This window comes from Dyella lutea (assembly GCF_024158035.1).
In the GTDB taxonomy this organism is placed as follows: Bacteria; Pseudomonadota; Gammaproteobacteria; order Xanthomonadales; family Rhodanobacteraceae; genus Dyella_A; species Dyella_A lutea.
The window spans coordinates 775,385-801,564 of sequence record NZ_JAMZEK010000001.1 but is presented as its reverse complement, the minus strand read 5'-3'; the positions used below and the strand labels follow the sequence as shown (position 1 = coordinate 801,564).

The following is a 26,180-nucleotide window of genomic DNA, read 5'->3' as shown; positions in this document are numbered from 1 at the left end:
CACGGAGCAACGTTCGATGGCGATGCTGATCCTCGGACTGGTGCTGTTCCTCGGCGTGCACTCGGTGCGCGTGTTCGCCGACGACTGGCGGACGCGGCAGATCGTCCGGCTCGGAGAGAAGGGCTGGAAGGGGCTGTATTCCATCCTCTCGATTGCCGGCTTCGCACTGCTGGTGTGGGGCTTCGGTCTGGCCCGCCAGCATCCGGTGCTGGTGTGGGTGCCGCCGATGGCGCTGCGCCATCTCAACGCGCTGTTCACCCTGGTGGCCTTCGTGCTGCTGGCGGCGGCCTACGTGCCCGGCAACGCGATCAAGGCGCGCCTCGGCCACCCGATGCTGGCCGCGGTGAAGCTGTGGGCGTTCGGCCACCTGCTGGCGGCCGGCATGCTGCACGACATCGTGCTGTTCGGCGGCTTCCTGCTGTGGGCGGTGGCGGATTTCATGGTCTCGCGCCGACGCGACCGGGCCGCCGGCGTCACCTACCCGAAGGGGCCGGCCTCGCGCACTGTGATCACCGTGGTGGTGGGCATGGCGGCCTGGGCGGTGTTCGCGTTCTGGCTGCATAGGCTGATCGTTGGGGTGAGTCCTTTCAGCTGAGCGCGTAACATTCCACTCATCCCCCCATCCCGAGCGCGAGGTGCGCCATGGTCGGTTTCCTGCTCTGGTTGCTGCTGCTGGTGTTCTGCTGGCCGATCGCCCTGCTGGCGCTGGTGCTGTATCCCATCGTGTGGCTGATCACGCTGCCGTTCCGGCTGGTCGGCATTACCGTCAGCGCCGTGTTCGCCTTCCTCGGTGCGCTGCTGATGCTGCCGGCGCGCGTGCTGCGGGGCCGCCCCGCCTGATGACCCTGCGGGCAGGCGCGCGGCCTGCCCTTCTGCCGCTCTTTACCGGGTGATCGTCCGCCGGTCGCTGGACCGGTCTCCTGCAACGCGGGCGTTCCCGCGAGAAGGCCCCAACGCGACTCAAGCTTTTCCACGGGATGCCGATGTCCTAGGGCAGTGCCCGCGCATATCGCACGCCTGGGTGTCTGCAGAGCGTCGTCTCCGGCCGGGCCCGCGAGCGGCGAAAACCCGCGGCAATGCGGGCCGGCTGCATCCAAGGAACGCGACATGAACTGGTCCCACCCGTCATCCCTGCCGATCACGCTGACCACCGGCGTGGCGTTGTCCGTGTCGACCCCGGGCGTGATGAAGGCCGTACCGCAGCTGGACCTGGCGCGAATGCTGGGACGGTGGCACGAGATGGCGCGCCTGCCTTCGCCGCAGCAGAACGCAACCGACCGCGATATCCGCCTGGACCTGGAGGAACTGGAGCCCGGCATGCTGCGGATGCGGCGTACCTCGACCGAGCCGAACGGCAACGAACGGGTCGACGACCTGCAGGCCCGTCGCCGGTTCGCGATGGAGGAGCCAGGCCAGTTCCAGCGTACCGCCGCACCGGCGTGGGCGCAGTGGCTGCCCTCGGCCTGGAAGGACCTGTGGGTGCTGGCCAACGACGCCGACTTTCAATGGCTGATGCTGGGTGAGCCGCGCCGCCGCGAGCTGTGGATCCTGTCGCGTGCACCGACCATGGAGCGCCAGGTGCTCGAGGCGCTGAAGTCGGTCGCCCGCGGCCTGGGTTACGACCTGGCACCGCTGGTGGTCAGCGGCCGGCTGCAGACCTTCCACGTGCTCTGACCAGAAGCACCTTGGCAAGACGCCGCCCGGCGCGCACCATCGCCGGTCCCTGCTGCAACTTCCGTCCGGTGCGATGCCTGCTCTTCGCGACCCCTGTCCCTGCGGCCTGCCGCGCGAATATTCCCACTGCTGCGGTGCGCTGCACGCGGGCGTCCCGGCCGCCGATGCCGAAGCCCTGATGCGCTCGCGCTACAGCGCCTACGTGCGCCACGACGAGGCCTATCTACTGGCCAGCTGGCATGCCAGTACGCGGCCGCCCTCGCTCGACCTTGCGGCACAGCAGCCGGCACCGACCTGGCTCGGGCTGGACGTGAAGCGCCACGTCCCGGAGGGCGACCGCGCCGTGGTCGAGTTCGTCGCGCGCCTGCGCTACGGCGGCGGCAAGGCGCGGCGCATGCGCGAGGTGAGTCGCTTCGTGCGCGAGGACGGCCGCTGGTACTACCTCGACGGCGACCTGGGCGACTGAGCGGCGGTCAGAAGCCGGCCACGCCAACCTCGTGCAGGCGGGCAGCCAGTGCCATCACCTCGGGATGCCGGAAGAAGGCGTGCAGGCGATGCGCGCGGACGGCGCCTATTCGGGGCTGCGCCTGCCACTGGGCCTCGCTGCGCGATACCAGCGTGGCCCAGTCCGGAGCGGACGCGTCGCCCATCGGCGGTGGCGCCAGCGCTGCCAGCCAGCGCTGGAATCCGGCCCGGCGAGCCACGGCGAACGAGCTAGCGATGGCGACGGCACGGGCCGGCCCGATGCCGTCGACCTGCGCCAGCTCGGCCGCATCCAGTGCCAGCCAGTCCAGCAATCCGTTCAACTTGCCGGCATCCAGCAGGCGCTGCCAGGTGCCCTCGCCCACCCCGTCGAGGTCCAGCCCGTGGTGCCCACCCAGCCAGTCCAGCCGGGCGAGGAACTGCGCCTGGCAGTCACGGGTGTACCGCCAGCAGTCCATCGGTCCGTGCCGCGCGGGCGGCTGCGGCAATGGTCCGCGCCGCGCCGGATGCCAGGCCACGCCGTCGAGCCGGGGGATGGTCAGGCCGGCCAGCGAGAGACCGACGCGATCGCCGGGACGTACGTCCAGTCGCCGCCAGCGGGCCAGCGAGCCGGCACTCACCCGTCGCACCCGGTGATCGCCCAGCTGCACCGGATCGAGCACCAGCACCACACTCACCCGTCCGCTGCGGCCGGTGCGGAACTCCACCGCCCGCACCGTGGCGAGCGCCTGCGCGGCGGGGTACTTCCAGGCCACGGCCCAGTCCGGCGGCGCGGCCTTCCAGGTACCGGCGGCCGGCCGGGTCCCCTGCCGCAGCACCACCCCGTCCGCGGCGAACGGCAGCCCCTGCCGGTACCAACGCTCGCGCCAGGCGGTAGCCTCGGCGAGATTCGCGACCGGCTCGGTCAGTGCGGCACTGGCGGTCAGCCCCATCGCACGCAGGCCGGCGAGGCGATCGCGCATGGCGGACGGGCCACTCGGCCAGTCCCAGACGAACAAACCGATGTGCGCCGCAGTGGCATCGTCCAGAGTGGTTCTCGCCAACGCGCCCGCGACCCGCGAGCGTGCGTTGTCACCGCCATCGCGCGCCTGCACGTGCCCGGGCAGATGCCACACCAGTTCGCCCTGCAGCACCACCCGCGGCGGGGCGTTCGGCAGGAAGTCCGGCACGGCGGCGATGCGGCGCGCCGCGGCGGTCCAGTCCGAGCCGCGCGTACCGTCACCGCGGCTCACTGCCTCGCGCAGTTTGCCGTGCTCGTAGAGCAGTGTGACGGCCACGCCGTCGGCCTTCGGCTGAATCCAAAGATCGCGGCCGCCACGTGCAGCCATCCATGCCCGCACCGCTGCCGCATCGGGCAGCTTGGCCAGCCCGGTCTGCACCACCGGCGCACGTACCCGGCCACTGGCGTCGGCCAGGTGCGGCAGTTCGGCCGGTGCCTGCGACGGGAAGCAGTCACGCCAGGCACGGTACTGTGCCAGCGACTGGTCGTAGACCGCATCGCTGACCGGCGACCTGCCGTCCACCCGATAGGCGTGGTTCCAGGCGGCCAGCCGGTCGCGCAGCCCAAGCAGCTCCTGCCGGGCGCGCGCGGGCGGCCACGCCGGGCAACCGGCCTGCGCCGCGCCATTCGTCATCCATGCCAGGGCCAGCAGCACGCTGCCGGCCGGTTTTGCTGTCCATCGCATCGCTGCTCTCCGCCGGCGCGTTCCATCCGCCGGTCACCGACCACCCTAGTCGCGGTTACCGACCCACGGCAGCCGGCGGACCGGTGGATCGCTGTGGGTGCCGGCAGATCCCTGAAGCCGGTTGCGGCCGTCGACCGTGCCGGTCAACCGCCCGGCCCGAAGTGCAGCGTCGTCCGACCGTCATCGCGACCGTACGGCCCGAAGCGACGCTCGACGATGGTGCCCGCGCCGTCATGGCCGATCAGCACCACCGTGCTGGCCCGCGTGCCATAGCGCTCGCCGCGGATGAAGGCCGAGGACAGCCAGCGTTCGCGCTCCAGTCCGATCCCCGTATCGGGCAGGAGATCGTCCGGAGCCTGATGCTCGTCGGCCAGCGCGGCGAACAGGGGCTCGACCTCCTGCGCATCGTGCGCCAGCCACGCCTCGATGCGCGCCATCAGCGCACGGGTCTTCGGCCACGGGGTGTTGAAGTCGGCATTGGACAGGCCATGCACACCCGGCGTGACCGCCTGCACGCGCGGCTCGGGCCGGTTGCCGAGGTAGAACCCAGCCTGCGCGTCGAAGGTGAGCAGGTTGAACGGCCGGTAGTGTGCCGCGTCGGCATGCAGGTGCGCGGCATGCACCACCGCGTCGTCTCCGCCGGTGAGGTAGTCCAGCGCCAGCAGGCCGCGCGATCGACCCAGTTGCGGATCGCGCGGATCGCGCACGTTGGTCACCACCGCGCAGCGACCGTCATCGGTCACCCCGAGCCAGGTGCCTCCCGCCTCCAGATCGCGGCCGGCGGCCATCGTCGTATCCGGCCAGCGTGCCAGCGGCGCGGCAGGCCGCGGGTGGAACTCGTCACGATTGCCGGCGAGCACCAGCCGCCAGCGGGGATGGACGTTCCAGGCGAAACCGATCAGGCACATGAGCGAGGAGTGAGTGAAGAGGAGTGAGGAGTGAGAACTAAGGTACGGGGTGACGGGCATAACCGCGCATGCCCGGGCTCGGCGGGCGCGTTGTCTATCACTCGGAGAAGCGTTCTACGCTGCGCACAGCGCGACACGCCGGACAGCACTCGCGGCATTTGCTTTTCACCTCTCGCTTCTCGCTCCCCTTCACTCACTTCTCGCCCTGCGCCTTGCCGCCTCCGCCCAGCGCGCCGCGACCCTCGGCGTGGTCATGCATACGGCCTCGTCGGTTACCGTGGTGACCGCGCGCTCGAGCAGTTGGATGTCGGCCTCGTGCTGGCGCGGCACGTGCGGGTCCTCGAAGAAGATCGCGCGCTGGCAGCGGTGCTCCAGCACCAGGTCGGCGATCTGCGCATCACCGCCCATCGGGCCGCTCTGGAAGCGCTGCGCCCACTCGCGGTCGGTCGGCCAACCGCGGCTCCAGGCCAGTTCGTTGAGGCGCTGGCCGGTGGTGCCGGTGGCCACGCGACCGGCGAAGCGCGAGAGCACGTCGAACTGCTCGGCGGCGAAGGCCAGCATCTGCGGCTTCATCGCATCGTGGGCGATCAGCGCCAGGGTCTGGGACTCCAGCGCGTACAGCGCGTCGGCGCCGGGGTCGGCCGGCAGGCCCGCGTGCACGCGCTCCATCTCGATCCAGTCGCGCGCCGAGGCCACGGTGGAGATGAACGGCTTGCCGTGGATCACGCACTGGCGCTTGAGCGCCACCGCCTCGGGGAAGATCGAGGACGGATCGACCGGGTCGATCAGGTAGATCGCCCCGTCGAGCGTGCGCTCCGGCCCCATCCCGACCACTTCGGCCACCAGCTTCATCAGGCCGCCGGCGCGGCCGTAGGGGTAGCGCTTGAGGCCCTCGTAGCCGAACAGGATGCGCTCGCCGGCCAGCGCGTCGTAGGTGCGTCCGACCGCGTGCAGGTCCACTCCCAGCTCGCGGATGCCGCGCTCGCAGGCGTGCAGCCAGCGGAACAGCGCCGCCTCGCGGTGGCTGTGGTGGAGACGGTTGGCGGCAAGGCCCAGGCGCATCCGGAACTACCCCTCGCAACGGTGGTGGATCGGCGGACCCGCGACGAGCGGCATACGCGGCGCCGGGCCTCACGTGGCATTCTCGGTCAGGCGACGACACCATGGCCAGCCGGTCGTCGATATCGCTTGCCTGGCAAAGCGTGGCGGAAGGAGATCGCATGCGTTGCAGTCGGTTCACCGGTTTACTCGCAGCCGCCCTCGTGCTGGCGCCGGCGCTACTGCGCGCCCAGGACGACGACGCCTGGCGCAAGGCACAGGTCGCTGCGGCCGAACGCTCCGAACGCATCATGGCGTCGGCCATGCAGCGCAAGAACCTGCTTGGCGAATACCGCGTGATGATGGACGCCGCGGCCAGGGCGTCGCCCGAGGATCGCGCGTTCAACGTGATCTTCAGCCAGTACCTGAGCTGGTTCCAGACCTATGTCGGTGACTACCCGGACGCGGCGATCAGCTATTCGATCGCGCAGCCGGCCCAGAAAGAGGACGCGCCTTCGCCGCTGTCCGGCGGCTGGACGGCGGAGCCGGCGACGCAGGCGCTGATGCCGCTCGTGCACGGGCGCCAGGCGGTGTTCTTCAACGAGGCCCACAACATCCCGCTGACCCGCACGCTCACCGTGGCCATGCTGCCCGCACTCCGGCGCGAGGGTTTCGACTATCTCGCGGTGGAGACGCTCTACGACGACGACGCGCATCTGGCCTCCCGCGGCTATCCCACCGCGGACAGCGGCTTCTACGTGAACGAGCCGATCTACGGCGAAATGGTGCGCAGCGCGCTGCAGCTCGGCTTCAAGGTGGTGGCCTACGAATCGGACCAGCCCGGTACGCCCGATGCGCGCGAGCGGGCGCAAGCGCACAACCTCTACGAGCGGATTTTTCGCAAGGACCCCAATGCCCGCGTGGTGGTGAACGCCGGCTACGCGCATATCCTGAAGAGCGGCCGCTACCTGGGCGGCAAGAGCATGGCGGAGTATTTCCAGTCGATCACCGGCATCGAGCCGCTGTCGATCGAGCAGACCATGATGATCCCCCACCCGGAGCCGGACAGCGACCATCCCTGGTACACCGCGGTGGTCAAGAGCCGGGTTCCCGACGTGCCCTTCGTGTTCGTCCACCCGGACGGCAAGGCATGGTCGCTGCGCCCGGGGTACGACGTGAGCGTGTTCTTCCCGCCCGCGAAGATGCGGCGGGAACGACCGACCTGGCTGAACCTGCTCGGCCTGCGCAAGCATGTGTTCGTCAACGGCAAGCGCCTGTGCGACAACACCTGGCCCTGCCTGGTCGAGGCGCTGTACGCAGGCGAGGGCGACGATGCGGTGGCTGCAGACCGCATATTGTTCGAGCCTCCGCCCGATCCGCTGCCGTTGCACGACCGACTGCGTTCGCTGCGCGGCGCCACCCAGGCCGAGCTCTACCTGAGGCCTGGCGACTATCGGTTACGCGTCACCGAAGGCGACGGCTTGCCTCAGGTGAAGCAGACCATCCATGTGACCGACGGCACCCGGGCGGCGTCAACCGACGATCGCTAGCCGGCTTGCCCGGCCTCCGGCAGCAGCAGTACCAGCTTGTGGTCGCTGTGCCCGGCAGGGACCAGGGTGAGCTGTTCGCAGCTCAGCGCACCTCGTCCGGGATGCACGAAGTCGCGACGACCGCCCTCGCGTGCCAGCACGTCGTGACGACGCCAGCGCTTGGCGAAGTCCGGGCTCGACGCGCACAGTGCATCCACCAGCGACGCCATTGCCACGTCGTCCGGATGCAGTGCCGTATCGGCGCGGAATTCGGCCACCACGCGGTTGGCGCGCGTGTCCCAGTCGGCGATGAAACCGCGCGCCGAGGGGTCGAGGAACACGTAGCGCAATAGGCTCGACTCGCCGCTGGCGGCCCAGGGTGCGAACAGCTCGGCGGCCGCCGCATTCCATGCCCGCCGGCACCAGTAGCGGTCCAGCACGTAGGCGGGTATCGGCATCGCCTCCACCGCGGCGAGCAGCGTGGTGGGCACGGCCGGATCATCTCCGTCGGGCCGATGCGGGTCGCGCCGGCGCGCCAGCTCGAACAGGTAGCTGCGCTCGGCCGGTGACAGCGCCAGCACCTCGGCCAGCCGCGCCAGCGCCTCGGCCGACAGCGCGATGTCGCGCCCCTGCTCGAGCCAGGTGTACCAGGTGGTGCTGATGCCGGCGTGCTGCGCCACTTCCTCGCGCCGCAGGCCGGGTGTGCGTCGCCGGCCGACGACGCCGCTCGGTGGCGGCATAGCCTCGCGGCGCGCGCGCAGGAAACGCGCCAGACGCTGGCGCAGTTCGCCGTCGATGTCGTGAGGGGTAGCGTTCATACCAGGATAAGCGCGCAACTTACACCGCTTGCGGGCGACACGCAGAATCGCGCCGACCCACACGAGGAGAATCGCGATGGACCCGAATGCCCGTTTCGTCGTCGAGCAGTACGCGCCACGCGCCAACGACTACGTGACCAGCGCCGTGCACGCCGGCGGCGCCGACCTCGACCAGGTCGAGGCGCTGCTGCGCGAACACCGGCCGCAGCGGCTGCTCGACCTGGGCTGTGGTGGCGGCCATGTCAGCTATCGCGTCGCGCCGCTGGTGGCTGCGGTCACCGCCTGCGATCCGACGCCGAGCATGCTCGATGCGGTGCAGGCCGGCGCCCGCGAACGCGGCCTGGCCAACATCGCGGTGCAGCACGCCGTGGCCGAACGGCTGCCGTTCGCCGACGGCGCCTTCGATGCCCTGGTCGCCCGCTTCACCACCCACCACTGGCAGGACCGCGACGCCGGCCTGCGCGAAGCTCGTCGCGTGCTGGCGTCCGATGGCCTGGCCTTGTTCATCGACGTGGTGTCGCCCGAGCCGGCGCTGCTGGACAGCTGGCTGCAAACGCTCGAACTGCTGCGCGACGTGTCGCACGTGCGCAACTACCGGGTGTCCGAGTGGACCGCCGCGCTGGCCCGGGCCGGCTTCGCGATTCACAGCCTCACGCCGCGACGGCTGCCGCTGCCCGACTTCGGCGAATGGACAGCTCGCACACGCACGCCGGCCGCCCAGGTGACGGCGATCCGCCAGTTGCAGCAGATCGCCCCAGCGGCGGTGCGCGAGCATTTCGCGATCGCCGCGGACGGGGCGTTCACGCTGGACACGGTGACCCTGGTCGCGCACGCGGTGTAACCGCTGCGCGACCGGTTCAGGCGGCGGCGACGCTGGCCTGGGCCAGCATCCGCGCGATCGAGACGGCGGCCTCGCGACCGTCGTACACCGCGCGCACCACCAGGTCGGCGCCGCGCACGTTGTCGCCGCCGGCGAAGATCTGCCTGTTCGCGGTCTGCAGCGGCAGCGCGCCATCGGCGCCGGTGATCACGCGGCCGTTGCGCTGCAGGGTGACGCCGTGCGCCTTCAGCCAGTCCGGCGGACTGGGCAGGAAGCCGAACGACTGGATCACCACGTCGGCGGCGATCTCGGTCTCGCTGCCCGGCACGTTCTGCGGACGCGGGCGGCCGTGGCCGTCGGCCACCAGTTCGGTGGTGATTACCCGCACGCCGCGCACGTGGCCGGCGCCGTCGTCGAGGATCTCCAGCGGCTGGCGCTGGAACACGAACTCCACCCCTTCCTCGCGCGCGTGTTTCACCTCGCGCGCCGAGCCGGGCATGCTCGCCTCGTCGCGGCGGTAGACGCAGCTCACCGCGGACGCGCCGAGGCGCACGGCGGTACGCACGCAGTCCATGCCGGTGTCGCCCCCGCCGAGCACCACCACGCGCTTGCCGTTGAGGTCGATCGGCGAGGGCTCGTCGCGCAGCAGGCGCTCGGTGTTGGCAATCAGGAACGGCAGCGCGTCGTGCACGCCGTGCAGCTGGCGGCCCGGCAGCTCGCCGTCGACGAAGGTGTAGGCGCCGGTGCCGACGAACACCGCGTCGTAGTCGTCCAGCAACTGGCCGAACCCGATGTCGCGGCCCACTTCCTTGTTGAGGAAGAAGCGCACGCCCATTTCCTCCAGCACCGTGCGGCGGATCCGGACCACGTCCTTCTCCAGCTTGAACGGCGGGATGCCGAAGGTCAGCAGGCCGCCGATCTCGCTCTGCCGGTCGTACACGTCGGCGGCGATGCCGGCGCGGCGCAGGCGATCAGCGCAGGCCAGGCCGGCCGGGCCTGCGCCGACGATGGCGACGCGCTGGCCGGTCTCGCGCACGTGGCTCAGGTCCGGGCGCCAGCCCTGGCGCAGCGCCTCGTCGGTGACCCAGCGCTCGATGCTGCCGATGGTGACCGCGCCGAATGCGGTCTGCTCCAGCGTGCAGGCGCCTTCGCACAGGCGGTCCTGCGGGCAGATGCGACCGCAGATCTCCGGCAGCGGGTTGGTCTCGTGCATCAGCGTGGCCGCTTCCATGATGCGGCCGTCCTGCACCAGCTTCAGCCAGTTCGGGATGTAGTTGTGCACCGGGCAGGCATGCTCGCAGTACGGGTTGCCGCAGTCGATGCAGCGCCCGGCCTGGCTGTCGGCCTGGCCCGGCTCGAAGCCGCCGGCGATCTCGCCGTAGCCGAGCACGCGCACGTTGACCGGCACGGTGCGCGGCGGCTGGCGCGGCAGGTTGAGGAACTGGAAGGTCTTGTCGGTCATGCGGCGCTCCTCAGCTCGTCCGCCAGCGCCGCCAGGCTCGCGGCCTTCGGCTTGACCAGCCAGAACTTGTACTGCAGGCCGCGGAAGTCGCGCAGGATCTGCCTCCCCCAGGCGCTGCCGGTGTATTCCACGTGGTGCATCACCAGCCCGCGCAGGTGCTGCATGTAGTGCTCCATGCCCTCCGGCGAGATGCGCAGGATGTCGACCAGCTCGTGGTTGTAGCAGTCGACGAAATCGCGCTCGAGGTCGAGCACGTAGGCGAAGCCGCCGGTCATGCCGGCGCCGAAGTTCAGGCCGACCTTGCCGAGCACGGCGACGATGCCGCCGGTCATGTACTCGCAGCAATGGTCGCCGGCGCCTTCCACCACGGCGAGCGCGCCGGAATTGCGCACCGCGAAGCGCTCGCCGGCGCGGCCGGCGGCGAACAGCTCGCCGTCGGTGGCGCCGTACAGGCAGGTGTTGCCGATGATCGCCGCGTCCTGGCTGGCGAACGGCGAGTCGGCCGGCGGCCGCACGATGATGCGTCCTCCCGCCATGCCCTTGCCGACGCCGTCGTTGGCCTCGCCGGTCAGCTCGATGTGCACGCCGCCGGCATTCCAGGCGCCCAGGCTCTGACCGGCCGCACCGGTGAGCTTGAGGATGATCGGCCGGTCGTCCATGCCGTGGTCGCCGTACAGGCGGGCCACGTCGCCGGACAGCCGCGCGCCGATCGCCCGGTCGGTGTTGGCGATGGGGTAGCTGAACGTGCCGCCGCGACGGGCCAGCACCGCCTCGTGCGCATCGGCGCTGATCCGCGCGGCCAGTTCGGCGGGATCGCGCATCGGGTTGCGCGGCAGCGTGCAGGCCGTGTCGACGCTGGCGCCCAGACCGCGGCCATCGGTGAGCGGGCTGAGATCGAGCCGGTGCTGCACCGGCGTGGCGCCCTCGGCCTGCCGGAGCATTTCGCTGCGGCCAATCAGCTCGTCCAGCGAGCGGGCGCCCAGCCGGGCCAGGTGCGCGCGCACATCCTCGGCAATGAAGCGGAAGTAGTTCATCACCATCTCGGGCAGGCCGGTGAAGTGGTCCTTGCGCAGCACCGGATGCTGCGTGGCCACGCCGGTGGCGCAGTTGTTGAGATGGCAAATGCGCAGGTACTTGCAGCCCAGCGCGACCATCGGGCCGGTGCCGAAGCCGAAACTCTCCGCGCCGAGCATCGCCGCCTTGATCACATCCAGGCCGGTCTTCAGGCCGCCGTCGGTCTGCAGCCGCACGCGGCCGCGCAGCTCGTTGCGACGCAGGGTCTGCTGGGTCTCGGCCAGGCCGAGTTCCCACGGCGTGCCGGCGTACTTGATCGAGGTCAGCGGGCTGGCGCCGGTGCCGCCGTCGTGGCCGGACACGGTGATGAGATCCGCACCGGCCTTCACCACGCCCGCGGCGACGGTGCCGACGCCGGCGTGCGACACCAGCTTCACCGATACCAGTGCCGCGGGGTTCACTTCCTTCAGGTCGTGGATCAGTTCGGCGAGATCCTCGATCGAATAGATGTCGTGGTGCGGCGGCGGCGAGATCAGGCCGATGCCGGGCTTGGCGTAGCGCAGCCGGGCGATGGTGGCGTCGACCTTGTGGCCGGGCAGCTGGCCGCCCTCACCGGGCTTGGCGCCCTGCGCCACCTTGATCTGCAGCACCTCGGCGTTGACCAGGTAATGCGGGGTGACACCGAAGCGGCCGGAGGCGACCTGCTTGATCTTGGACATCTTCTCGGTGCCGTAGCGCGCCGGGTCCTCGCCACCCTCGCCCGAGTTGGAGCGCGCGCCGAGCCGGTTCATCGCGATCGCCAGCGCCTCGTGCGCCTCCGGCGACAGCGCGCCGAGCGACATGCCGGCCGAGTCGAAGCGCTTGAGGATGGACTCCACCGGCTCGACCTGGTCCAGCGGGATCGCCTCACCCAGCGGCTGCGGATCGAGCAGGTCGCGCAGTGCCGAGGGCGGGCGGCGATCGACGTGATCGGCGTAGACGCGGTAGTCGTCATGGTTGCCGGTGCGCACCGCCAGCTGCAGGCTGCCGATCACGTCGGGGTTGTACATGTGGTACTCGCCGCCGTGGATGTACTTGTACAGGCCGCCGGCGCGCAGCGGCAGCGCCTCGTCCCAGGCCTCGGCGGCCAGCAGGCGCTGGTCGTGCTCCAGGTCCTCGAAGGTGGCGCCGCCGATGCGCGAGGGTGTGCCGGGGAAGCACAGCTCGACCACCTCCGGCGACAGGCCGACGATCTCGAACAGCTGCGCGCCGCGGTAGCCGGCGATGGTCGAGATGCCCATCTTGGAGAGGATCTTCAACAGGCCCTTGCGGATGCCGCGGCGATAGCTGCGGCCCACCTCGGCGCGGTCGGCGTCGATGTGGCCCTGGCGGCCCAGCTCGAACAGGCTCTGGTAGGCCAGCCACGGGTAGATCGCGGTGGCGCCGTAGCCGATCAGGCAGGCGAACTGGTGCGGGTCGCGCGGGGTGGCGGTCTCCACGATCAGGTTGCACTGGCAGCGCAGGCCTTCGTCGATCAGGTGCGCATGCACCGCGCCGGTGGCCAGCAGCGCGTGGATCGGCAGCTTGTCGCGCTCGGGGTAGCGGTCGCTGAGGAATACCAGCTGGTGGCCGTCGCGCACCGCCTGGGCAGTCTCCCGGCAGAGCCGGCGCAGCGCCTGCTCCAGACCCTCCTCCGGCGCGTACATCAGGTCGAAACGCGGCGTGCCGGCGTACTGCGGCAGTGCCAGCAGCTGGCGCAGCTTGCGCTGGCTGAGGATGGGCGAGTTGATCAGCGTCTGCCTGGCGTTTTCCGCCGACAGCTCGAACGGATTGCCCTCCGGACCGAGCTGGGTCACCAGCGACATCACCAGCTTCTCGCGCAGCGGGTCGATCGGCGGGTTGGTGACCTGGGCGAAGGCCTGGCGGAAGCGGTCGAACAGCGGACGCACCTGGCGCGACATCGCCGCGATCGGCGTGTCGTCGCCCATCGAGCCGGTAGCTTCGGCTTCCAGGTCGGCCAGCACCTTGAGCACCGACTCGCGCTCTTCGCGGGTCAGGCCGTACAGCTTCTGGTAGCGGTGCAGTTCGTCCGGCGGCAGCGGTTCGGCGGCCAGCGAGGGGTCGATCAGGTCCGATTCCAGGTAGCTGACGCCGGCGCGGATCCAGTCGCGGAACGGTGCGCGGCTGCGGTTGATGGCGTCGATGTCCGCGTCGCGCAGCAGGCGGTGGGCCTTCAGGTCCACCGCGATCATCTCGCCCGGCGCCAGCCGGCCCTTGGCGACCACCTGCGACGACGGCACCTCCCACAGGCCCGCCTCGGAGGCGACGATCAGGTGGTGGTCGGCCGACAGCGCCCAGCGCGCCGGTCGCAGGCCGTTGCGGTCCAGCGTACAGGCGGCGTAATGGCCGTCGCACATCACCAGCCCGGCCGGGCCGTCCCACGGCTCGGAATGCAGCGCGTAGTACTCGTAGAAAGCGGCGAGGTCCTCGTCGATGCCCTCGCGCGCGGCGAATGCCGGCGGCACCAGCACGCGCATCGCGGCGAGCAGGTCCAGCCCACCGGCGAGCAGCACCTCCAGCGCGTTGTCCAGGCTCTCGGAATCCGAGCCGGTCTGGCGCACCAGCGGGCCGATGTCGCCGAGTTCGACCCGCGGCGAGCGCAGGATCGCCTCGCGCGCCTGCATCCAGCGGCGGTTGGCGCGGATGGTGTTGATCTCGCCGTTGTGTGCCAGCAGGCGGAACGGTTGCGCCAGCCGCCACTGCGGCATGGTGTTGGTGGAGAAGCGCTGATGGAACACCACCGCGTCGGAGCTCAGCGCCGAGTGCTGCAGGTCCGGATACACCTCGCGCAGCTTGCCGGGGGCGGCCATCGCCTTGTAGCCGACCACGTCGGCCGACAGCGTGACCACGTAGAAATGCTCATCGTGGCGCAGTACGTGTTCGGCACGGCGGCGCGCCCGGAACAGCGCCAGTTCGAACACCTCCTCGGCCATGCCCTCGCCCGGCTCGACGAAGATCTGTCGCACCCGCGGCTGTGCCGCGGCAGCGAGCGGGCCACAGGCCTCCTGCACCACCGCCACCTCGCGCCAGCCGGCAGTTTCCACGCCTTCCTCGCGCAGGCTGCGCTCCAGCTGCACCGCGGCGGCGTCGCCGCCAGCCGGATCGAGGAACACCACGCCGGCGGCGAAACGCTCGCCCAGCGCGATGCCGGCCGACTTGGCCAGCGCGCGCAGCCACGGCTGCGGGCGGTGGATCAGCACGCCGCAGCCGTCGCCGCTGACACCATCGGCATTCACGCCGCCACGATGGGAAAGTTTGGCCAGCGCCTCGAACGCCGTATCCACCACCCAGGCGCTGGCGCGCCCGTCCACGTTCGACACCAGGCCGAAGCCGCAGCTGTCGTGTTCGAAACTCGCGTCGTACAGGCCCGGGGTGGTGTGTTGTCGCAAGGGTGCCTTCCTCTCTCGATTCGCCGGGTGGAACGGTGGGAGACAGCAAAGCCTGCGGCGCACGCGCCGCAGGTGATTGACAAGACGTGCGCCCCGACTGTACGCACAAATGACGCGCCGCGTCAAAGGCATTTGGGCGTCTAAACGGAAAAACGCGATCGCCAGGCGCAAGGTGTTCCGGATCGATCCGGCCCGGCCGGCTCGCCGCCGTCATGGTGCTCGGTGATAATCGGCCACATGCCCAACGCCGCCCGACGCCACCTGCCCCTGCTGCCGCTGCTCGCCAGCCTCCTCCTGCTCCCCACCCCGTCTGCGCCGGCCCACGCCAGCCGGCAGAGCGCGACCGAAAAAGCCCAGGCAGAACAACGGCTGGATGACGTGCGCAGCCGCATGGAAGCGCTGACCAAGAGCCGCGAGCAGACCGCCGGCGAGCGTGACAGGATCAACGCCGAGCTGGCCCGCCGGGCCCACGCCCTGGCGGCGGCGGCGAGCGCGGTCCGCGCCACCGAGCAGAAGATCGCCACCAGGCAAAAGGATCTCGAACAGTTGCAGGAGCAACGATCCCAGCTGCAGGGCAAGCTCGACCGGCAGAAGCAGGCGATCGCCGAACTGCTGCGCGCCACCTATGCGCTCGGCCAGGGCTCCGACCTGCGCCTGCTGCTCGGCGACGAGGACGTGGCACGCATCGCCCGGTCGCTGGCCTATTCGAAGTATTTCCAGCAGGACCGGCTGCAGCGCGTGCAGCAGTTGATGGCCGACCTCGCCAAACTGCAGTCGCTGCAGGACGCCATCACGCAGGAACAGCAGGCGCTGGAAGCCACGCGCGCGCAGCAGGCCGAGCAGGCCAGGGCGCTGGGTGCGCGCCGCGCCGAACAGAAGAAACTGGCCGACGCCATCGACGCCACCTACCGCAACGAAGGCGAACGGCTGGCCGCACTGAAACAGGACGAGCGCTCCCTGACCTCGCTGGTGAACAAGCTGCAGGCAGCCATCGACAAGGCGGCACGCGAGGCCGAGCGACGCGGTGGCGGGCACGCCGGCCCAGGTGGCGGCAAGGGGCCGGTGCTGGCGAACATCCGCGGCAGCCTGCCCTGGCCGGCGCCCGGCGAAGTGCACAGCTACGGCAATGGCGTGCTGATCCGCGCCCCGGGCGGCAGCGAGGTGCATGCGGTGGCGAAGGGGCGGGTGGTCTACGCCAACTTCCTTCGCGGCTACGGCATGCTGGTGATCCTCGACCATGGCGGCGGCTGGATGAGCATGTACGGCAACAACGAAGCGCTGCTGCACCGGGTCGGCGAGACCGTGGAGGCCGGCGAAGCGGTCGGCACGGCGATGGCACCGACCGGCGTCAACACCGGGGCCTACTTCGAGCTGCGACACGCCAACAAGCCGGTCGACCCGCGCAGCTGGCTGGCCCGCCATCGTTGACGCCGCGCCAGCCAGCGCGCAGGCTGGCGAGCGCGACGTGCGACGGAATTTCCGCCCCGCTTTCGTGGTCCAATCGGGAGTGCGCGAAGCGCCCCCAAGCCTGGTAGTCCGGAGTCCCCCGATGCGTGTTTCCCCCTACGGCCTGATCGCCCTGCTGCTGCTCGCCCCGACCGCCTGGGGCCAGGCCGCCCCTGCCGCGGCCGCCAGCAGCGATGCGCCCGCCGCGGCCAGCTCGGCAGCGGGGAGCGACCCGGTCGATCTCGAGGACATCCGCAACTTCAGCCGGGTGTACGAGGTGGTGCGCCAGGCCTACGTGGAGAAGGTGGACAACAAGACGCTGATGAAGGCGGCGATCACCGGCATGCTGGCCGGCCTCGACCCGCACAGCGAGTACCTGGACAAGGAAGGCCTCGCCGAGCTCAACGAAGACACCACCGGCGCCTACAGCGGCCTGGGCATCGAGGTGATCGAGGATGGCGATACGCTGCGCATCGTCGCGCCGATCGACGACACCCCGGCGTCGCGCGCCGGGATCAAGCCGGGCGACGTGATCGTCAAGATCGACGGCAAGCTGGTCACCGACGAGAACATCGACAAGATGTTCAAGGACCTGCGTGGCGCACCGGGCACCAGGATCACCCTGACCATCGTCCACGAAAACAGCGACAAGCTGGTCGACCTGCCGCTGGTGCGCGAGAAGATCTCGGTGCCCAGCGTCCGGGTCCGCGAGATCGAGCCCGGCTACGCCTACATCCGCATCAGCCAGTTCCAGGAGGACACCGCGCCCGACCTGGAGAAGAAGCTCGGCGAGCTGATCGCCAAGCACGGCCAGCCGAAGGGCGCGATCCTCGATCTGCGCTCCAACCCGGGCGGCCTGCTCACCTCGGCGGTGGCGGTCAGCGACGATTTCCTGAACTCCGGCACCATCGTCACCACCCGGGGGCGACTGGCCGACGCCAACATGAACTTCAGCGCCCACCCGGGCGACCTGCTCGACGGCGCGCCGCTGGTGCTGCTGGTGGACAACGGCACCGCCTCGGCCGCCGAGATCGTTTCCGGCGCCCTGAAGGACAACCACCGCGCCCTGGTCGTCGGGCGCCGTACCTTCGGCAAGGGCGTGGTGCAGACCGTGCTGCCGCTGGATGCCACCCACGCGGTGAAGATCACCACGGCGCGCTACTACACACCCAACGGCACCTCGATCCAGGCCGAGGGGATCAAGCCGGACATCGCACTGGCCGACCTCACCGTGCGCAAGGCCGACAGCGCGCCGCAGCTGATCAGCTCCGAGGCGGACCTCAGCCACCACCTGGCGAACGAGGACGGCAGCAACGGCAAGGACATCAACAACGACGGCAGCGCCGAGAACGCCAAGCTGGCGACCAAGGACTACGCCCTGTCGCAGGCGATGAACGTGCTCAAGGGCCTGGCACTGAATCGTCCGGCCGCCTCGCCCGCGTCGCGCTGAGGGCGGCCGGTCAACGCCGGATCTGCGGCGCCAGCTCGCCCAGCCGTGCGGCCAGCGCGGGATCGTCGAGCAGGGTGAAGCCGGTGAACTCGAACGCCGGCGCCACCAGGCAGGTGCACAGCGTGTAATCGCCCCGCGTCCGGGCCGCCTGCCAGGCCCCCGCAGGCACCACGTGGAGGGGCCCGGCGACGCCGTGCTCGTGCCCGAGCGGGCCGAGCCAGAGGCATTCGAGCCGGTCCTCCGCAGGGTGATAGACCAGCAGCTCCAGCGGATCACCCTCGACGAAATGCCAGGCCTCGTGGGCATCCACCCGATGCCAGGCGCTCTGCTCGCCTGCCGCCAGCAGGAACTGGATCGCGCTGAGCGGTGGCCGCTCGCCGGCGGACGCGGCGGCAGTGTGGATGCGGCGGAAATGCCCGCCCTCGACATGCGGCCCGAGCGCGAGCTGCCCGATCAGCTGCGCCGCACGCGGATGCATGCGATCAGGCCGCCTTGTCCGCCGGCGCCTTCGGCTGCGGCTTGAGCAGCCAGGCCACCGCCAGGATACCCAGCTCGTAGAGCAGGCACATCGGCACGGCCAGCATGATCATTGAGGTGATGTCCGGCGGCGTAATGAAGGCGGCGACGGCGAAGGCACCGACGATCGCGTAACGGCGTCCGCTGCGCAGCTTGTCCAGGCTCACCAGGCCGATCGCGGCGAGGATCACCACCGCCACCGGCACCTCGAAACAGAGGCCGAAGGCGAAGAACATCAGCATCACGAAATCGAGGTAGTGGCTGATGTCGGTCATCATCTCCACGCCCTCGGGCGTCACCGCGGCGAGGAAGCGGAACGCCGCCGGCAGCACCAGGAAATAGGCGAACGCGCAGCCCATGTAGAACAGCACCAGCGCGGCGCCCAGCAGCGGACGCGCCAGCCGCTTCTCGTGCTTGTACAGCCCCGGGCTGACGAAAGCCCACAACTGGTACAGGATCATCGGCATCGAGATGAACAGCGCCGCATAGAACGCCAGCTTCAACGGCGTCACGAACGGGCTGGCCACCTCGGTGGCGATCAGGTGGGCGCCGTGCGGCAGGCGCGCGACCAGCGGCGCGGCCAGCTCGGTGTAAAGATGGTTGGCCACCGGCACCAGCGCCAGCAGCACCAGCAGTACGGTGACGCTGGCGCGCACGATGCGCGAACGCAGCTCCAGCAGGTGCGAGAACAGCCCCTGTTCGAGATCGATCGATTCGTCAGCCTTGGCCACGCGGCACCTCGTCCTGCGGCGGAGTGGACGGGTCGTCCTTGGGCTTGCCGGTCATCAGCGCCGGCTCGTCCGGCGCGGGGGACGCGACCGGAGCATCGGCCAGCGTCGAGACGTCCGGCGCGGCGACCTTCCCGGCCTGGCGCGCGGCCTCGTCGACCTTCGACTGCACTTCATTGAGCCGGGCCTGGGCGGCCTCGGCCTGCGCCGCGGCTTCGCGGGCGGCACGGCGGATCTCCTCCACCTGCAGCTCGCGCTCGACCTCGGCGCGCACACTGTCCCAGCCGGACCGAAGCCGGCGCAGCAGGGTGCCGGCGGTACGCGCGGCCACCGGCAGCTTCTCCGGTCCGAGCACGATCAACGCGATGACGGCCAGCAGCAGCAGCTTGCCGAAGCTGATCTCGATCATGGCTGCACGCCGCCGACGTGCTTACTTGGCGTCGCTGGAGTCGCGCTGACTCTGCGTGGCGCGGTCGGCCGGCGGCGGATCGGCCTGCAGCTTCTCGCTGGACTGGGTCGGCTTGGGCTCGCCCTCATCGTCGCCGTTCAGGCCCTTCTTGAAGTCGCGGATCGCGCCACCGAGGTCCGAGCCGACGTTGCGCAGCTTGCCGGTGCCGAAAATCACCACGACCACGATAAGCAGGATGATGAGATGCCAGATGCTCATGATGTCCTCAGGAAGCCCAACCGGTGGGAGGGCGGACCCCGCAGGGCGGGATCGCGCCATCCGATCAGCGGGAAGTGTACTCCTCCAGGCGGTCGCGGAAGTCGACCACCGGACCGGGCACGTTGCTGACGCCGCCCTCGAAGATGCGCCGCGGGGTGATGCCGGCACCGTACACGGCGGCATTGGCGTCGTAGTCGATGCGCAGCGCCGAACCGTCCAGTGCCACGCCGGCGAACAGGCCGCGCGAGCGCGAGTAGGAGTAGATCTCGGCCTTCATCTGGCTGTCGGTCGAGGCGCTGGCGGTGCGACCGACCGGGCCGGCGGCGGCCGAGGCGTCGGCACCGAGGGTGAACTTGCCGTTGACGATGGAATCCACGCCACGCTGGGTGCGGAAGACCAGGATCACGTCGGTCGAGGACACGCCGGCCTGGAAGCCGATGCTGCCGCCGGTCATGGTGATGAAGCTGGGATTGGACCAGGTGCCGTCCCGGGTCTTCACCGAGATCAGGCCTTCGCCGCGGCGACCGCCGAAGATGAAGCCGGCCTTGATCATGTCCGGAATGACCGCAATCGCCCTGGCATCGCGCAGCAGATCCTGCGGAATCGCCTTGTCCGGCGCCTGCATGATCTCGTTGAGCACGCGCACGGCGTTGTGCGCGCGGTCCAGCGGGGCGTCCTCGGCGCGCACGGCCACGGCCGGCAGCAGCAGGACCAGGGCAAGCAGCGACCATCGACGCAGGGAAGCTTTCAGCATGGGGTGGCTCCGCAATTTCTTGAAGGTTGGTGTGGCGATCGTGCGGTCGCGGACCTGGCGGGCCGGAGCCGGCCCTGTGGCAGACTGGACGGCCATTTCCAGACCGACGCCGACGCACATGAGCCGCCACTATACCGGCCTGGCCGGATACGCCCACGACCAGCCGCCCAAGGCTGGCGTATTGCTGGTGAACCTTGGCACACCGGAAGCACCTACGGCCGCCGCCGTGCGCCCCTACCTGGCGGAATTCCTGGGCGACCCGCGCGTCATCGAGTATCCGCGCTGGCTGTGGCGGCTGATCCTGCACGGCGTCATCCTGCGCGTGCGTCCCAAGCGCTCGGCACATGCGTACGCGCGCATCTGGACCGAGCACGGTTCGCCGCTGCGGACCGGCAGCGAGGGACTGGCCCGCGCCCTGCAGTCGGAACTGGCCGGGCGGCTGCCCGGGCCGGTGCGGGTCGACCTGGCCATGCGCTATGGCCGCCCCTCGGTGCGCGAACGGATCGAGGCGATGCAGCGCGAAGGGGTGCGCCGCCTGCTGGTGCTGCCGCTGTATCCGCAATATTCCGCGACATCCACCGGCTCGGTGATCGACGCGGTGGCCGATACGCTGAAGACGCTGCGCTGGCCGCCCGAGCTGCGGCTGGTCAACGACTACCACGACCAGCCGGCGCACATCGACGCGCTGGCGCGCAGCATCGAGGCGTTCTGGGCCGAACGCGGCCGCGGCGACAAGCTGCTGCTGTCCTTCCACGGCATCCCCGAGCGCTACCTGCGCGCCGGCGACCCGTACTTCTGCCAGTGCCACGCCACCGCGCGACTGCTGCGCGACAGGCTTGGGCTGGGCGAGGAACAGATGCTGGTCAGCTTCCAGTCGCGGGTCGGCCGCGAACGCTGGCTGCATCCGTACACCGACGAGACGGTGAAGCGGCTGGCCAGGGAGGGCGTGAAGAGGCTCGACGTGATCTCGCCCGGCTTCGCCGTGGACTGCCTGGAGACGCTGGAGGAGATCGCGATGCAGAACCGCGAGTTCTTCCTCGCCGGCGGCGGTACCGACCTGCGCTACATTCCCGCGCTCAACGATTCGCCCAGTCAGGTGAAGGCAATCGCCGACCTGGTGCAGCGCCACGCGCAGGGCTGGCCTGAGTTCGCCCCGGACTACGACGCCAAGGCCGCACTGCTGCGCCAGAACGCAGCCAAAGGCCGCGCCGACGCGATGGGCGGCCGTACCGGATGAAGATCGGGGATTCGCCGCGCGAACGGCGCATCGCCCTGCCCACACTCACCCTTGCGGCGCAGTGCTGGGGCGACGAGCAGTTGCCACCGCTGCTGGCCCTGCACGGCTGGCTGGACAACGCCGGCAGCTTCGCCCGGCTGGCGCCGCGCCTGGCGGCGAGCTATCACGTGATCGCATTGGACCTGCCCGGACACGGGCACTCCGATCATCTGGCCGAAGGCGCCAGCTACCACTGGCCCGAGTACGTGCGCGCGGCAATCGCCGCCGCCGACGCGCTGGCGCTGGACCGCTTCGCCCTGCTTGGTCACTCGCTGGGCGCCGGCATCGCCTCGATGGTCGCCGCGGCGCGGCCGGAACGCATCGAAAGACTGCTGCTGATCGAGGGCCTGGGGCTGCTCGGCGACGACGGCACGCAGACGCTGCAGCGTTTCCGCAGTGCGTTCGCCGCCGAACCGGCCGGCAAGCGGCTGCGCACTTTCGCCAGCATCGAGCAGGCGATCAGCGCGCGCACCCTGGCCACCGGCCTGCCTGCCGACCAGGCCCGGCCGATCATCGAGCGTGCCGTTCGCGCGGTCGACGGGGGCTGGCAGTGGCGCAGCGATCCGCGGATCAATCGCCTCACCCCGATGCGCCTGGCCGAGAGCCAGATCCATGCCCTGCTCGCCGGCATCGAGGCGCCGACGCGCCTGCTGCTGGCCGAACCGGCCACTTCCTACCTGCCCGGTGGACCGATGCAGCGCCGCGCCGAACGCGTGCGCGATATCCGGGTGACGCATCTGGCCGGAGGACACCATCTGCAGCTGGAGCATCCGGAGGCCGTGGCGGATTGGGCCTCGGATCGGAAGTGAGTAAAGAGGAGTGAGGAGTGAGAGAAAGCAAAAGCAGAGCCTCGCACTTGCCCTACCTCACTCGCCGGCGCGCATCGCGGCGGAGTGAGTGGCAAAAGGAGTAGGTGAGCAAAAGCACGCGCACCATGCTTTTCTCTCACTCCTCTCCGCTCACTCCTCGCTTTCCAGTTAGCCCGAAATAGCCAGCCGCTCCGAGCGGTACAGCTGCATCGTGATGCCGGCGACGATCACCGCGGCGACCGCACTGCCGCCCAGGCACAGCGCGAGGTGCAGCGGGCTGACGCCGGAACCGCGGACCAGGTCGAGGATGCCCAGGTGCTGGCCCAGCAGCGGCACCGAATACATCCAGTCCTGCGGCTTGATCGGCATCACCATCAGCACCACGCTGGGCAGGATCGGCAGCATCATAAGCAGCGACACGTAGGTCTGCGCCTCGCGGTAGCTCTTGGCGAACGCGGCCACCAGCGACTGCAGCGACGCCAGCAAGACGATCATCGGCGCTTGCAGCAGCAGTACGTGCAAGGCGAACGATGGCCCCATGTGCAGTTCCATGCCGAGCTTCTCGGTGGGTACGAAGCGACCGACGATGCTGAAGCCGACCAGGCAGATCAACAGGCTGGCGGTGGAGAACGCGCAGATCGCCGCCAGCTTGCCGAGGAAGATCTTCCAGCGCGGCACCGGGTTGGCGAACAGCGGCTCCAGCGACTGCCGTTCGCGCTCGCCCGCCGTGAGGTCGATCGCCAGGTACATGCCCCCGATGAACAGCGTGAGCACGAACAGGTATGGCAGGATGTTGAACAGCAGCACCGCGCGCGACTGCGCCGTGGCCTGGTCGCGCTTGGCCACCACCACGGGGACGGCGGTGGCCGGCGACAGGCCGCGCGCCACCAGTCGCATCGCCCCCTGCATCCTCGAGTAATGATCGATCAGGTCGGTGACGCGATCGACCGGCGTGCGCGAGTCGCGCTGCGAGGAGTCGTAGATCAACTCCACCTGCACCGGCTCGCCCTTGCGCCAGGCCTCGGGATAATCCTTGCGGATGCGCAGGGCCAGGTCGATCTGCTGGTCGCGTACCGCCTGCTCCGGATCGGCCACCGGCGGCTGCGGCACCACGCCGCCCTCCTTCAGCGCGTTGATCAGGTTGGGCGCGTACTGCGCACCGATCACCGGTACCTTCAGCGGCTGCTCGGCCTTGTCCAGCTCGCGGTTGATGCTGAAGTTGATCAGCATGACGAACATCAGCGGGGTCAGCAGTGGGCCGGTGAGGAATGCGCTGGTCAGCGTGCGGCGGTCGCGCAGGTTCTCGCGCACTTCCTTGAGGAACACGGTGAGGACGGCACGCGCGCGCCGTACGGGGGTCATCGGGGCATTCATGCGGCGAGGCCCTCCTCGCTGCCGATCAGTTTCACGAAGGCTTCCTCCAGGTTGGACTCGCCGGTCTGCGCGCGCAGCTCGTCCGGCGTCGCGTCTGCGACAACGCGGCCGCGGGCGATCACCACGATGCGGTCACACAGCGCGCCGACCTCCTGCATGATGTGGCTGGAGAACAGCACGCAGCGCCCCTCCGCCTTCAGGTTGCGCATGAACTCGCGCAGCGCGCGGGTGGCCATCACGTCCAGGCCGTTGGTCGGCTCGTCCAGGATCACGTTGCGCGGGTCGTGGATCAGCGCCCGTGCGATCGCGGTCTTCACCCGCTGGCCCTGCGAGAAGCCCTCGGTGCGGCGGTCGGCGATGTCGGCCATCTCCAGTGCCGCCACCAGCGCTTCGCGACGGGTACGCAACTCGTCTTCCGGCAGGCCCTGCAGACGGGCGAAATAGTCGATGTTTTCGCGCGCGGTCAGCCGCTTGTACAGGCCGCGCGCGTCCGGCAGCACGCCGAGCCGGCGGCGCACCGAGAGCGGGTCGACCGCCGCGTCGATGCCGTCCACCAGCACCTGGCCGCGATCCGGCTTCATCAGCGTGTAGAGCATGCGCAGCGTGGTGGTCTTGCCGGCGCCGTTGGGACCGAGCAGGCCGGTGATCTGGCCGTCGCGCGCGGCGAACGTAACGCCGTCGACGGCCTTCACCGCGCCGAAGGCCTTGTGCAGATCCTTTACCTCGATCATGGTGTCGCTCCGTTGAAATCGATGAACATCGGCGTCGGCTGCAGCCGTTTCAGGCAGGACGCATCGAGCGTCTTCGGCTTCAGGTCCTCGACGAAGCGCTTGACCAGCTTCGGCATGCAGCCGGCGGCGATCACGTTGTGGCCCTGGCCGGGCGCGACCAGATGACGCCCATCGGTCAGCCCCTTCAGCACCTCGTCGCCGTAGCGGGGAGGGGTCACCGGGTCGTACTGCCCGGACATCAGCAGCACCGGCTTGTCGCTCTTCAGCGGATCGTGGAAATCCTTCGGACGCGTGCCGTGCGGCCACGCGCTGCACACGGTGGTCAGCGCATCGATCATCCGTGTGCCGAGGATGGTGTCCTTGTCCTGCGGTCGCGGGGTGAACAGGTCGGCGTCCTCGCTGCAGATCACCGAGGACTGCATACCGCCGTTCATGGTGTCGGCCAGGTCGCCGGACAGCAGCTTGGCCTGGCCGAGCAACGGCCCGACATCACCGTGCGCGGCGGCGTCGATCGACAGCGGCAGCAGCGCGGCCGTCGGCGGCGTGTAGGCGAACATGCGCACCACGCTGGCTAGCGAGAACTCGCTGAGCCTGCGCTGCACGGTCTGGTAGCTCTGCGGATCGCGGAAGCTGACCACGTGCGGATTGGCGCGCAGCGCATCGCGCAGCTGGTACAGCGTCTGGTAGGGATCGCCGAAGCGCTTCTTGCACGCCGGATCGGCCGTGCAGCGCGCGAACTGCGCCTTCAGCGCGTCGTCCAGGTTGCGCGCGAAGTCCTCGCCGAGCACAAGCTGGTTCGGCACCACGCCATCGAGCACCACCGAACGCACCGCGTCGGGATAATGCATCAGGTACTGCTGCGCCATGCGCGTACCGTAGGAGACGCCGACCAGGTCGAACGTGGGCGAGCCCAGGGCCTTGCGCACATCCTCCAGGTCCTGCGCCGCGACCGTGGTGGTGTAGAAGCGCGGATCGGCGTTTTTCTGCACCTGCGCCAGGCAGCGTTGCACCTCGGCCTTGAGCTTGGCCGGGTCGTTGTCGACATCCTCGTCCGGCGCGGCCGGCTTGCTTTCGTCCTTGCAGCTGAGCGGGTTCGAGCCGCCGGTACCGCGCTGGTCGAGCAGCAGCAGGTTGCGGTGCGCGAGCAGCGGGCCAAGTGCGGCGATTGCCGCGCCGGCACTCTCGGTCGCGGCCTGGCCGGGGCCACCGGCGAGGAACACCAGCATGTCCTTCGCCGGCACCTCGGCTTCCGAACGCACCACGGCAAGCTTGAGCGTGATGTGCCGACCGTGCGGATCGGCGCGGTTTTCCGGCACGTCGAACGGCGCGCACCAGGCCGCGCTGGTCCGGCCACTGTCGGGCTGGCCCAGCTCGCACGCATGCAGCGTGAGCGAGCCGAGTTTCCAGGTGGCCGGTGGCGCCGACTTCACCGGCGTGTCCAGAGCGGCGGTGCTGGCCGATGCCGGTGTCGACACGGCCGGTGGCGCCTGGCGATGGCGGACGTGGTTGGCCGCGATGATCGCGACCGCCACGGCGACGGCCACGCCCATGCGGGCTTTTCGATTCATGC

24 protein-coding genes are annotated in these 26,180 nt (G+C 69.9%); 10 read left to right on the top strand and 14 right to left on the bottom strand.

The genetic code is table 11. From position 1 onward, the window contains the following. The first annotated feature begins 16 nt into the window (after positions 1-16). The 4 genes from NC595_RS03535 to NC595_RS03520 all read left to right on the top strand — a co-directional run bounded on the left by NC595_RS03535 (position 17) and on the right by NC595_RS03520 (position 2,140). Positions 17-595, top strand: a complete 579-nt coding sequence (locus tag NC595_RS03535) for an NnrU family protein (protein WP_253564887.1) — start codon at positions 17-19, stop codon at positions 593-595. A 47-nt stretch (positions 596-642) separates the two neighbouring features. Continuing rightward, on the top strand, positions 643-840 hold the full coding sequence (locus NC595_RS03530) for a hypothetical protein (RefSeq protein ID WP_253564886.1): 198 nt from the start codon (positions 643-645) through the stop codon (positions 838-840). Positions 841-1,107: 267 nt separating this feature from the next. Next, positions 1,108-1,674, top strand: a complete 567-nt coding sequence (locus NC595_RS03525; protein WP_253564885.1) for a lipocalin family protein — start codon at positions 1,108-1,110, stop codon at positions 1,672-1,674. A gap of 73 nt (positions 1,675-1,747) precedes the next feature. Beyond that, complete coding sequence (locus tag NC595_RS03520) at positions 1,748-2,140, top strand: YchJ family protein (protein ID WP_253564884.1); 393 nt, start codon at positions 1,748-1,750, stop codon at positions 2,138-2,140. Between the two features lie 7 nt (positions 2,141-2,147). On the opposite strand, the gene ligB is transcribed toward NC595_RS03520, so the two are convergent. The 3 genes from ligB to NC595_RS03505 all read right to left on the bottom strand — a co-directional run bounded on the left by ligB (position 2,148) and on the right by NC595_RS03505 (position 5,812). Further along, the gene (gene ligB, locus NC595_RS03515) at positions 2,148-3,842 is read right to left on the bottom strand and encodes an NAD-dependent DNA ligase LigB (RefSeq protein ID WP_253564883.1); all 1,695 of its coding nucleotides are present in this window, start codon (positions 3,840-3,842) and stop codon (positions 2,148-2,150) included. Between the two features lie 143 nt (positions 3,843-3,985). Continuing rightward, entirely contained in the window at positions 3,986-4,750 is a 765-nt protein-coding gene (locus NC595_RS03510) for an NRDE family protein (protein ID WP_253564882.1), read from the bottom strand. Between the two features lie 189 nt (positions 4,751-4,939). Next, the gene (locus NC595_RS03505; RefSeq protein ID WP_253564881.1) at positions 4,940-5,812 is read right to left on the bottom strand and encodes a methylglyoxal synthase; all 873 of its coding nucleotides are present in this window, start codon (positions 5,810-5,812) and stop codon (positions 4,940-4,942) included. A 158-nt stretch (positions 5,813-5,970) separates the two neighbouring features. Between NC595_RS03505 and NC595_RS03500 the strand changes: the two genes are divergently transcribed. After that, the gene (locus NC595_RS03500; RefSeq protein ID WP_253564880.1) at positions 5,971-7,338 is read left to right on the top strand and encodes a hypothetical protein; all 1,368 of its coding nucleotides are present in this window, start codon (positions 5,971-5,973) and stop codon (positions 7,336-7,338) included. Here the strand turns inward: NC595_RS03500 and NC595_RS03495 are convergent. After that, positions 7,335-8,135 carry a helix-turn-helix transcriptional regulator gene (locus NC595_RS03495; RefSeq protein ID WP_253564879.1) on the bottom strand — a complete coding sequence of 267 codons (801 nt, stop codon included), beginning with the start codon at positions 8,133-8,135 and terminating at the stop codon, positions 7,335-7,337. The two genes, NC595_RS03500 and NC595_RS03495, sit on opposite strands and share 4 nt — an antisense overlap. Before the next feature lie 76 nt (positions 8,136-8,211). Here NC595_RS03495 and NC595_RS03490 point away from each other — a divergent pair, with 76 nt between their 5' ends. Then, on the top strand, positions 8,212-8,976 hold the full coding sequence (locus tag NC595_RS03490) for a class I SAM-dependent methyltransferase (RefSeq protein WP_253564878.1): 765 nt from the start codon (positions 8,212-8,214) through the stop codon (positions 8,974-8,976). 16 nt (positions 8,977-8,992) lie between these two features. Here NC595_RS03490 and NC595_RS03485 read toward each other — a convergent pair whose 3' ends face one another. Together NC595_RS03485 and gltB are read right to left on the bottom strand one after the other, a co-directional pair. Continuing rightward, complete coding sequence (locus tag NC595_RS03485; protein ID WP_253564877.1) at positions 8,993-10,417, bottom strand: FAD-dependent oxidoreductase; 1,425 nt, start codon at positions 10,415-10,417, stop codon at positions 8,993-8,995. After that, positions 10,414-14,859: a glutamate synthase large subunit gene (gene gltB / locus NC595_RS03480; RefSeq protein WP_253564876.1), complete on the bottom strand. Its 4,446-nt coding sequence runs from the start codon at positions 14,857-14,859 to the stop codon at positions 10,414-10,416. The genes NC595_RS03485 and gltB overlap by 4 nt, the downstream gene beginning before the upstream one ends. 237 nt (positions 14,860-15,096) lie before the next feature. Here gltB and NC595_RS03475 point away from each other — a divergent pair, with 237 nt between their 5' ends. Both NC595_RS03475 and NC595_RS03470 read left to right on the top strand, forming a co-directional pair. After that, the gene (locus tag NC595_RS03475) at positions 15,097-16,287 is read left to right on the top strand and encodes a murein hydrolase activator EnvC family protein (protein WP_253564875.1); all 1,191 of its coding nucleotides are present in this window, start codon (positions 15,097-15,099) and stop codon (positions 16,285-16,287) included. A 121-nt stretch (positions 16,288-16,408) separates the two neighbouring features. Continuing rightward, positions 16,409-17,755: a S41 family peptidase gene (locus tag NC595_RS03470; RefSeq protein ID WP_253564874.1), complete on the top strand. Its 1,347-nt coding sequence runs from the start codon at positions 16,409-16,411 to the stop codon at positions 17,753-17,755. A gap of 10 nt (positions 17,756-17,765) precedes the next feature. Here the strand turns inward: NC595_RS03470 and NC595_RS03465 are convergent, their stop codons facing one another. The 5 genes from NC595_RS03465 to NC595_RS03445 all read right to left on the bottom strand — a co-directional run bounded on the left by NC595_RS03465 (position 17,766) and on the right by NC595_RS03445 (position 20,420). Then, the gene (locus NC595_RS03465) at positions 17,766-18,233 is read right to left on the bottom strand and encodes a cupin domain-containing protein (RefSeq protein ID WP_253564873.1); all 468 of its coding nucleotides are present in this window, start codon (positions 18,231-18,233) and stop codon (positions 17,766-17,768) included. Positions 18,234-18,237: 4 nt separating this feature from the next. Further along, positions 18,238-19,002: a twin-arginine translocase subunit TatC gene (gene tatC / locus NC595_RS03460; protein ID WP_063673761.1), complete on the bottom strand. Its 765-nt coding sequence runs from the start codon at positions 19,000-19,002 to the stop codon at positions 18,238-18,240. After that, positions 18,989-19,408 (bottom strand): Sec-independent protein translocase protein TatB, encoded by a 420-nt coding sequence (gene tatB, locus NC595_RS03455; protein WP_253564872.1) that lies wholly within the window; start codon positions 19,406-19,408, stop codon positions 18,989-18,991. The genes tatC and tatB overlap by 14 nt, the downstream gene beginning before the upstream one ends. Before the next feature lie 21 nt (positions 19,409-19,429). Continuing rightward, entirely contained in the window at positions 19,430-19,666 is a 237-nt protein-coding gene (gene tatA, locus NC595_RS03450) for a twin-arginine translocase TatA/TatE family subunit (protein ID WP_253564871.1), read from the bottom strand. A gap of 64 nt (positions 19,667-19,730) precedes the next feature. Beyond that, positions 19,731-20,420 carry a lipid-binding SYLF domain-containing protein gene (locus NC595_RS03445; RefSeq protein ID WP_253564870.1) on the bottom strand — a complete coding sequence of 230 codons (690 nt, stop codon included), beginning with the start codon at positions 20,418-20,420 and terminating at the stop codon, positions 19,731-19,733. Between the two features lie 118 nt (positions 20,421-20,538). Between NC595_RS03445 and hemH the strand changes: the two genes are divergently transcribed. Then, complete coding sequence (gene hemH / locus NC595_RS03440; RefSeq protein ID WP_253564869.1) at positions 20,539-21,657, top strand: ferrochelatase; 1,119 nt, start codon at positions 20,539-20,541, stop codon at positions 21,655-21,657. Further along, on the top strand, positions 21,654-22,505 hold the full coding sequence (locus tag NC595_RS03435) for an alpha/beta fold hydrolase (RefSeq protein ID WP_253564868.1): 852 nt from the start codon (positions 21,654-21,656) through the stop codon (positions 22,503-22,505). Before hemH ends, NC595_RS03435 begins: the two co-directional genes overlap by 4 nt. A 168-nt stretch (positions 22,506-22,673) precedes the next feature. On the opposite strand, the gene NC595_RS03430 is transcribed toward NC595_RS03435, so the two are convergent. From NC595_RS03430 to NC595_RS03420, 3 genes are read right to left on the bottom strand one after another with little or no spacing between them, the layout of a single operon-like run. Continuing rightward, the gene (locus NC595_RS03430; RefSeq protein WP_425493063.1) at positions 22,674-23,879 is read right to left on the bottom strand and encodes an ABC transporter permease; all 1,206 of its coding nucleotides are present in this window, start codon (positions 23,877-23,879) and stop codon (positions 22,674-22,676) included. Further along, a complete protein-coding gene (locus tag NC595_RS03425; RefSeq protein WP_253564866.1) occupies positions 23,876-24,610 on the bottom strand; it encodes an ABC transporter ATP-binding protein in 735 nt (244 codons plus the stop codon). The genes NC595_RS03430 and NC595_RS03425 overlap by 4 nt, the downstream gene beginning before the upstream one ends. Continuing rightward, on the bottom strand, positions 24,607-26,178 hold the full coding sequence (locus NC595_RS03420) for an alpha/beta hydrolase (protein ID WP_253564865.1): 1,572 nt from the start codon (positions 26,176-26,178) through the stop codon (positions 24,607-24,609). Before NC595_RS03420 ends, NC595_RS03425 begins: the two co-directional genes overlap by 4 nt. Between the last annotated feature and the right edge of the window lie 2 nt (positions 26,179-26,180).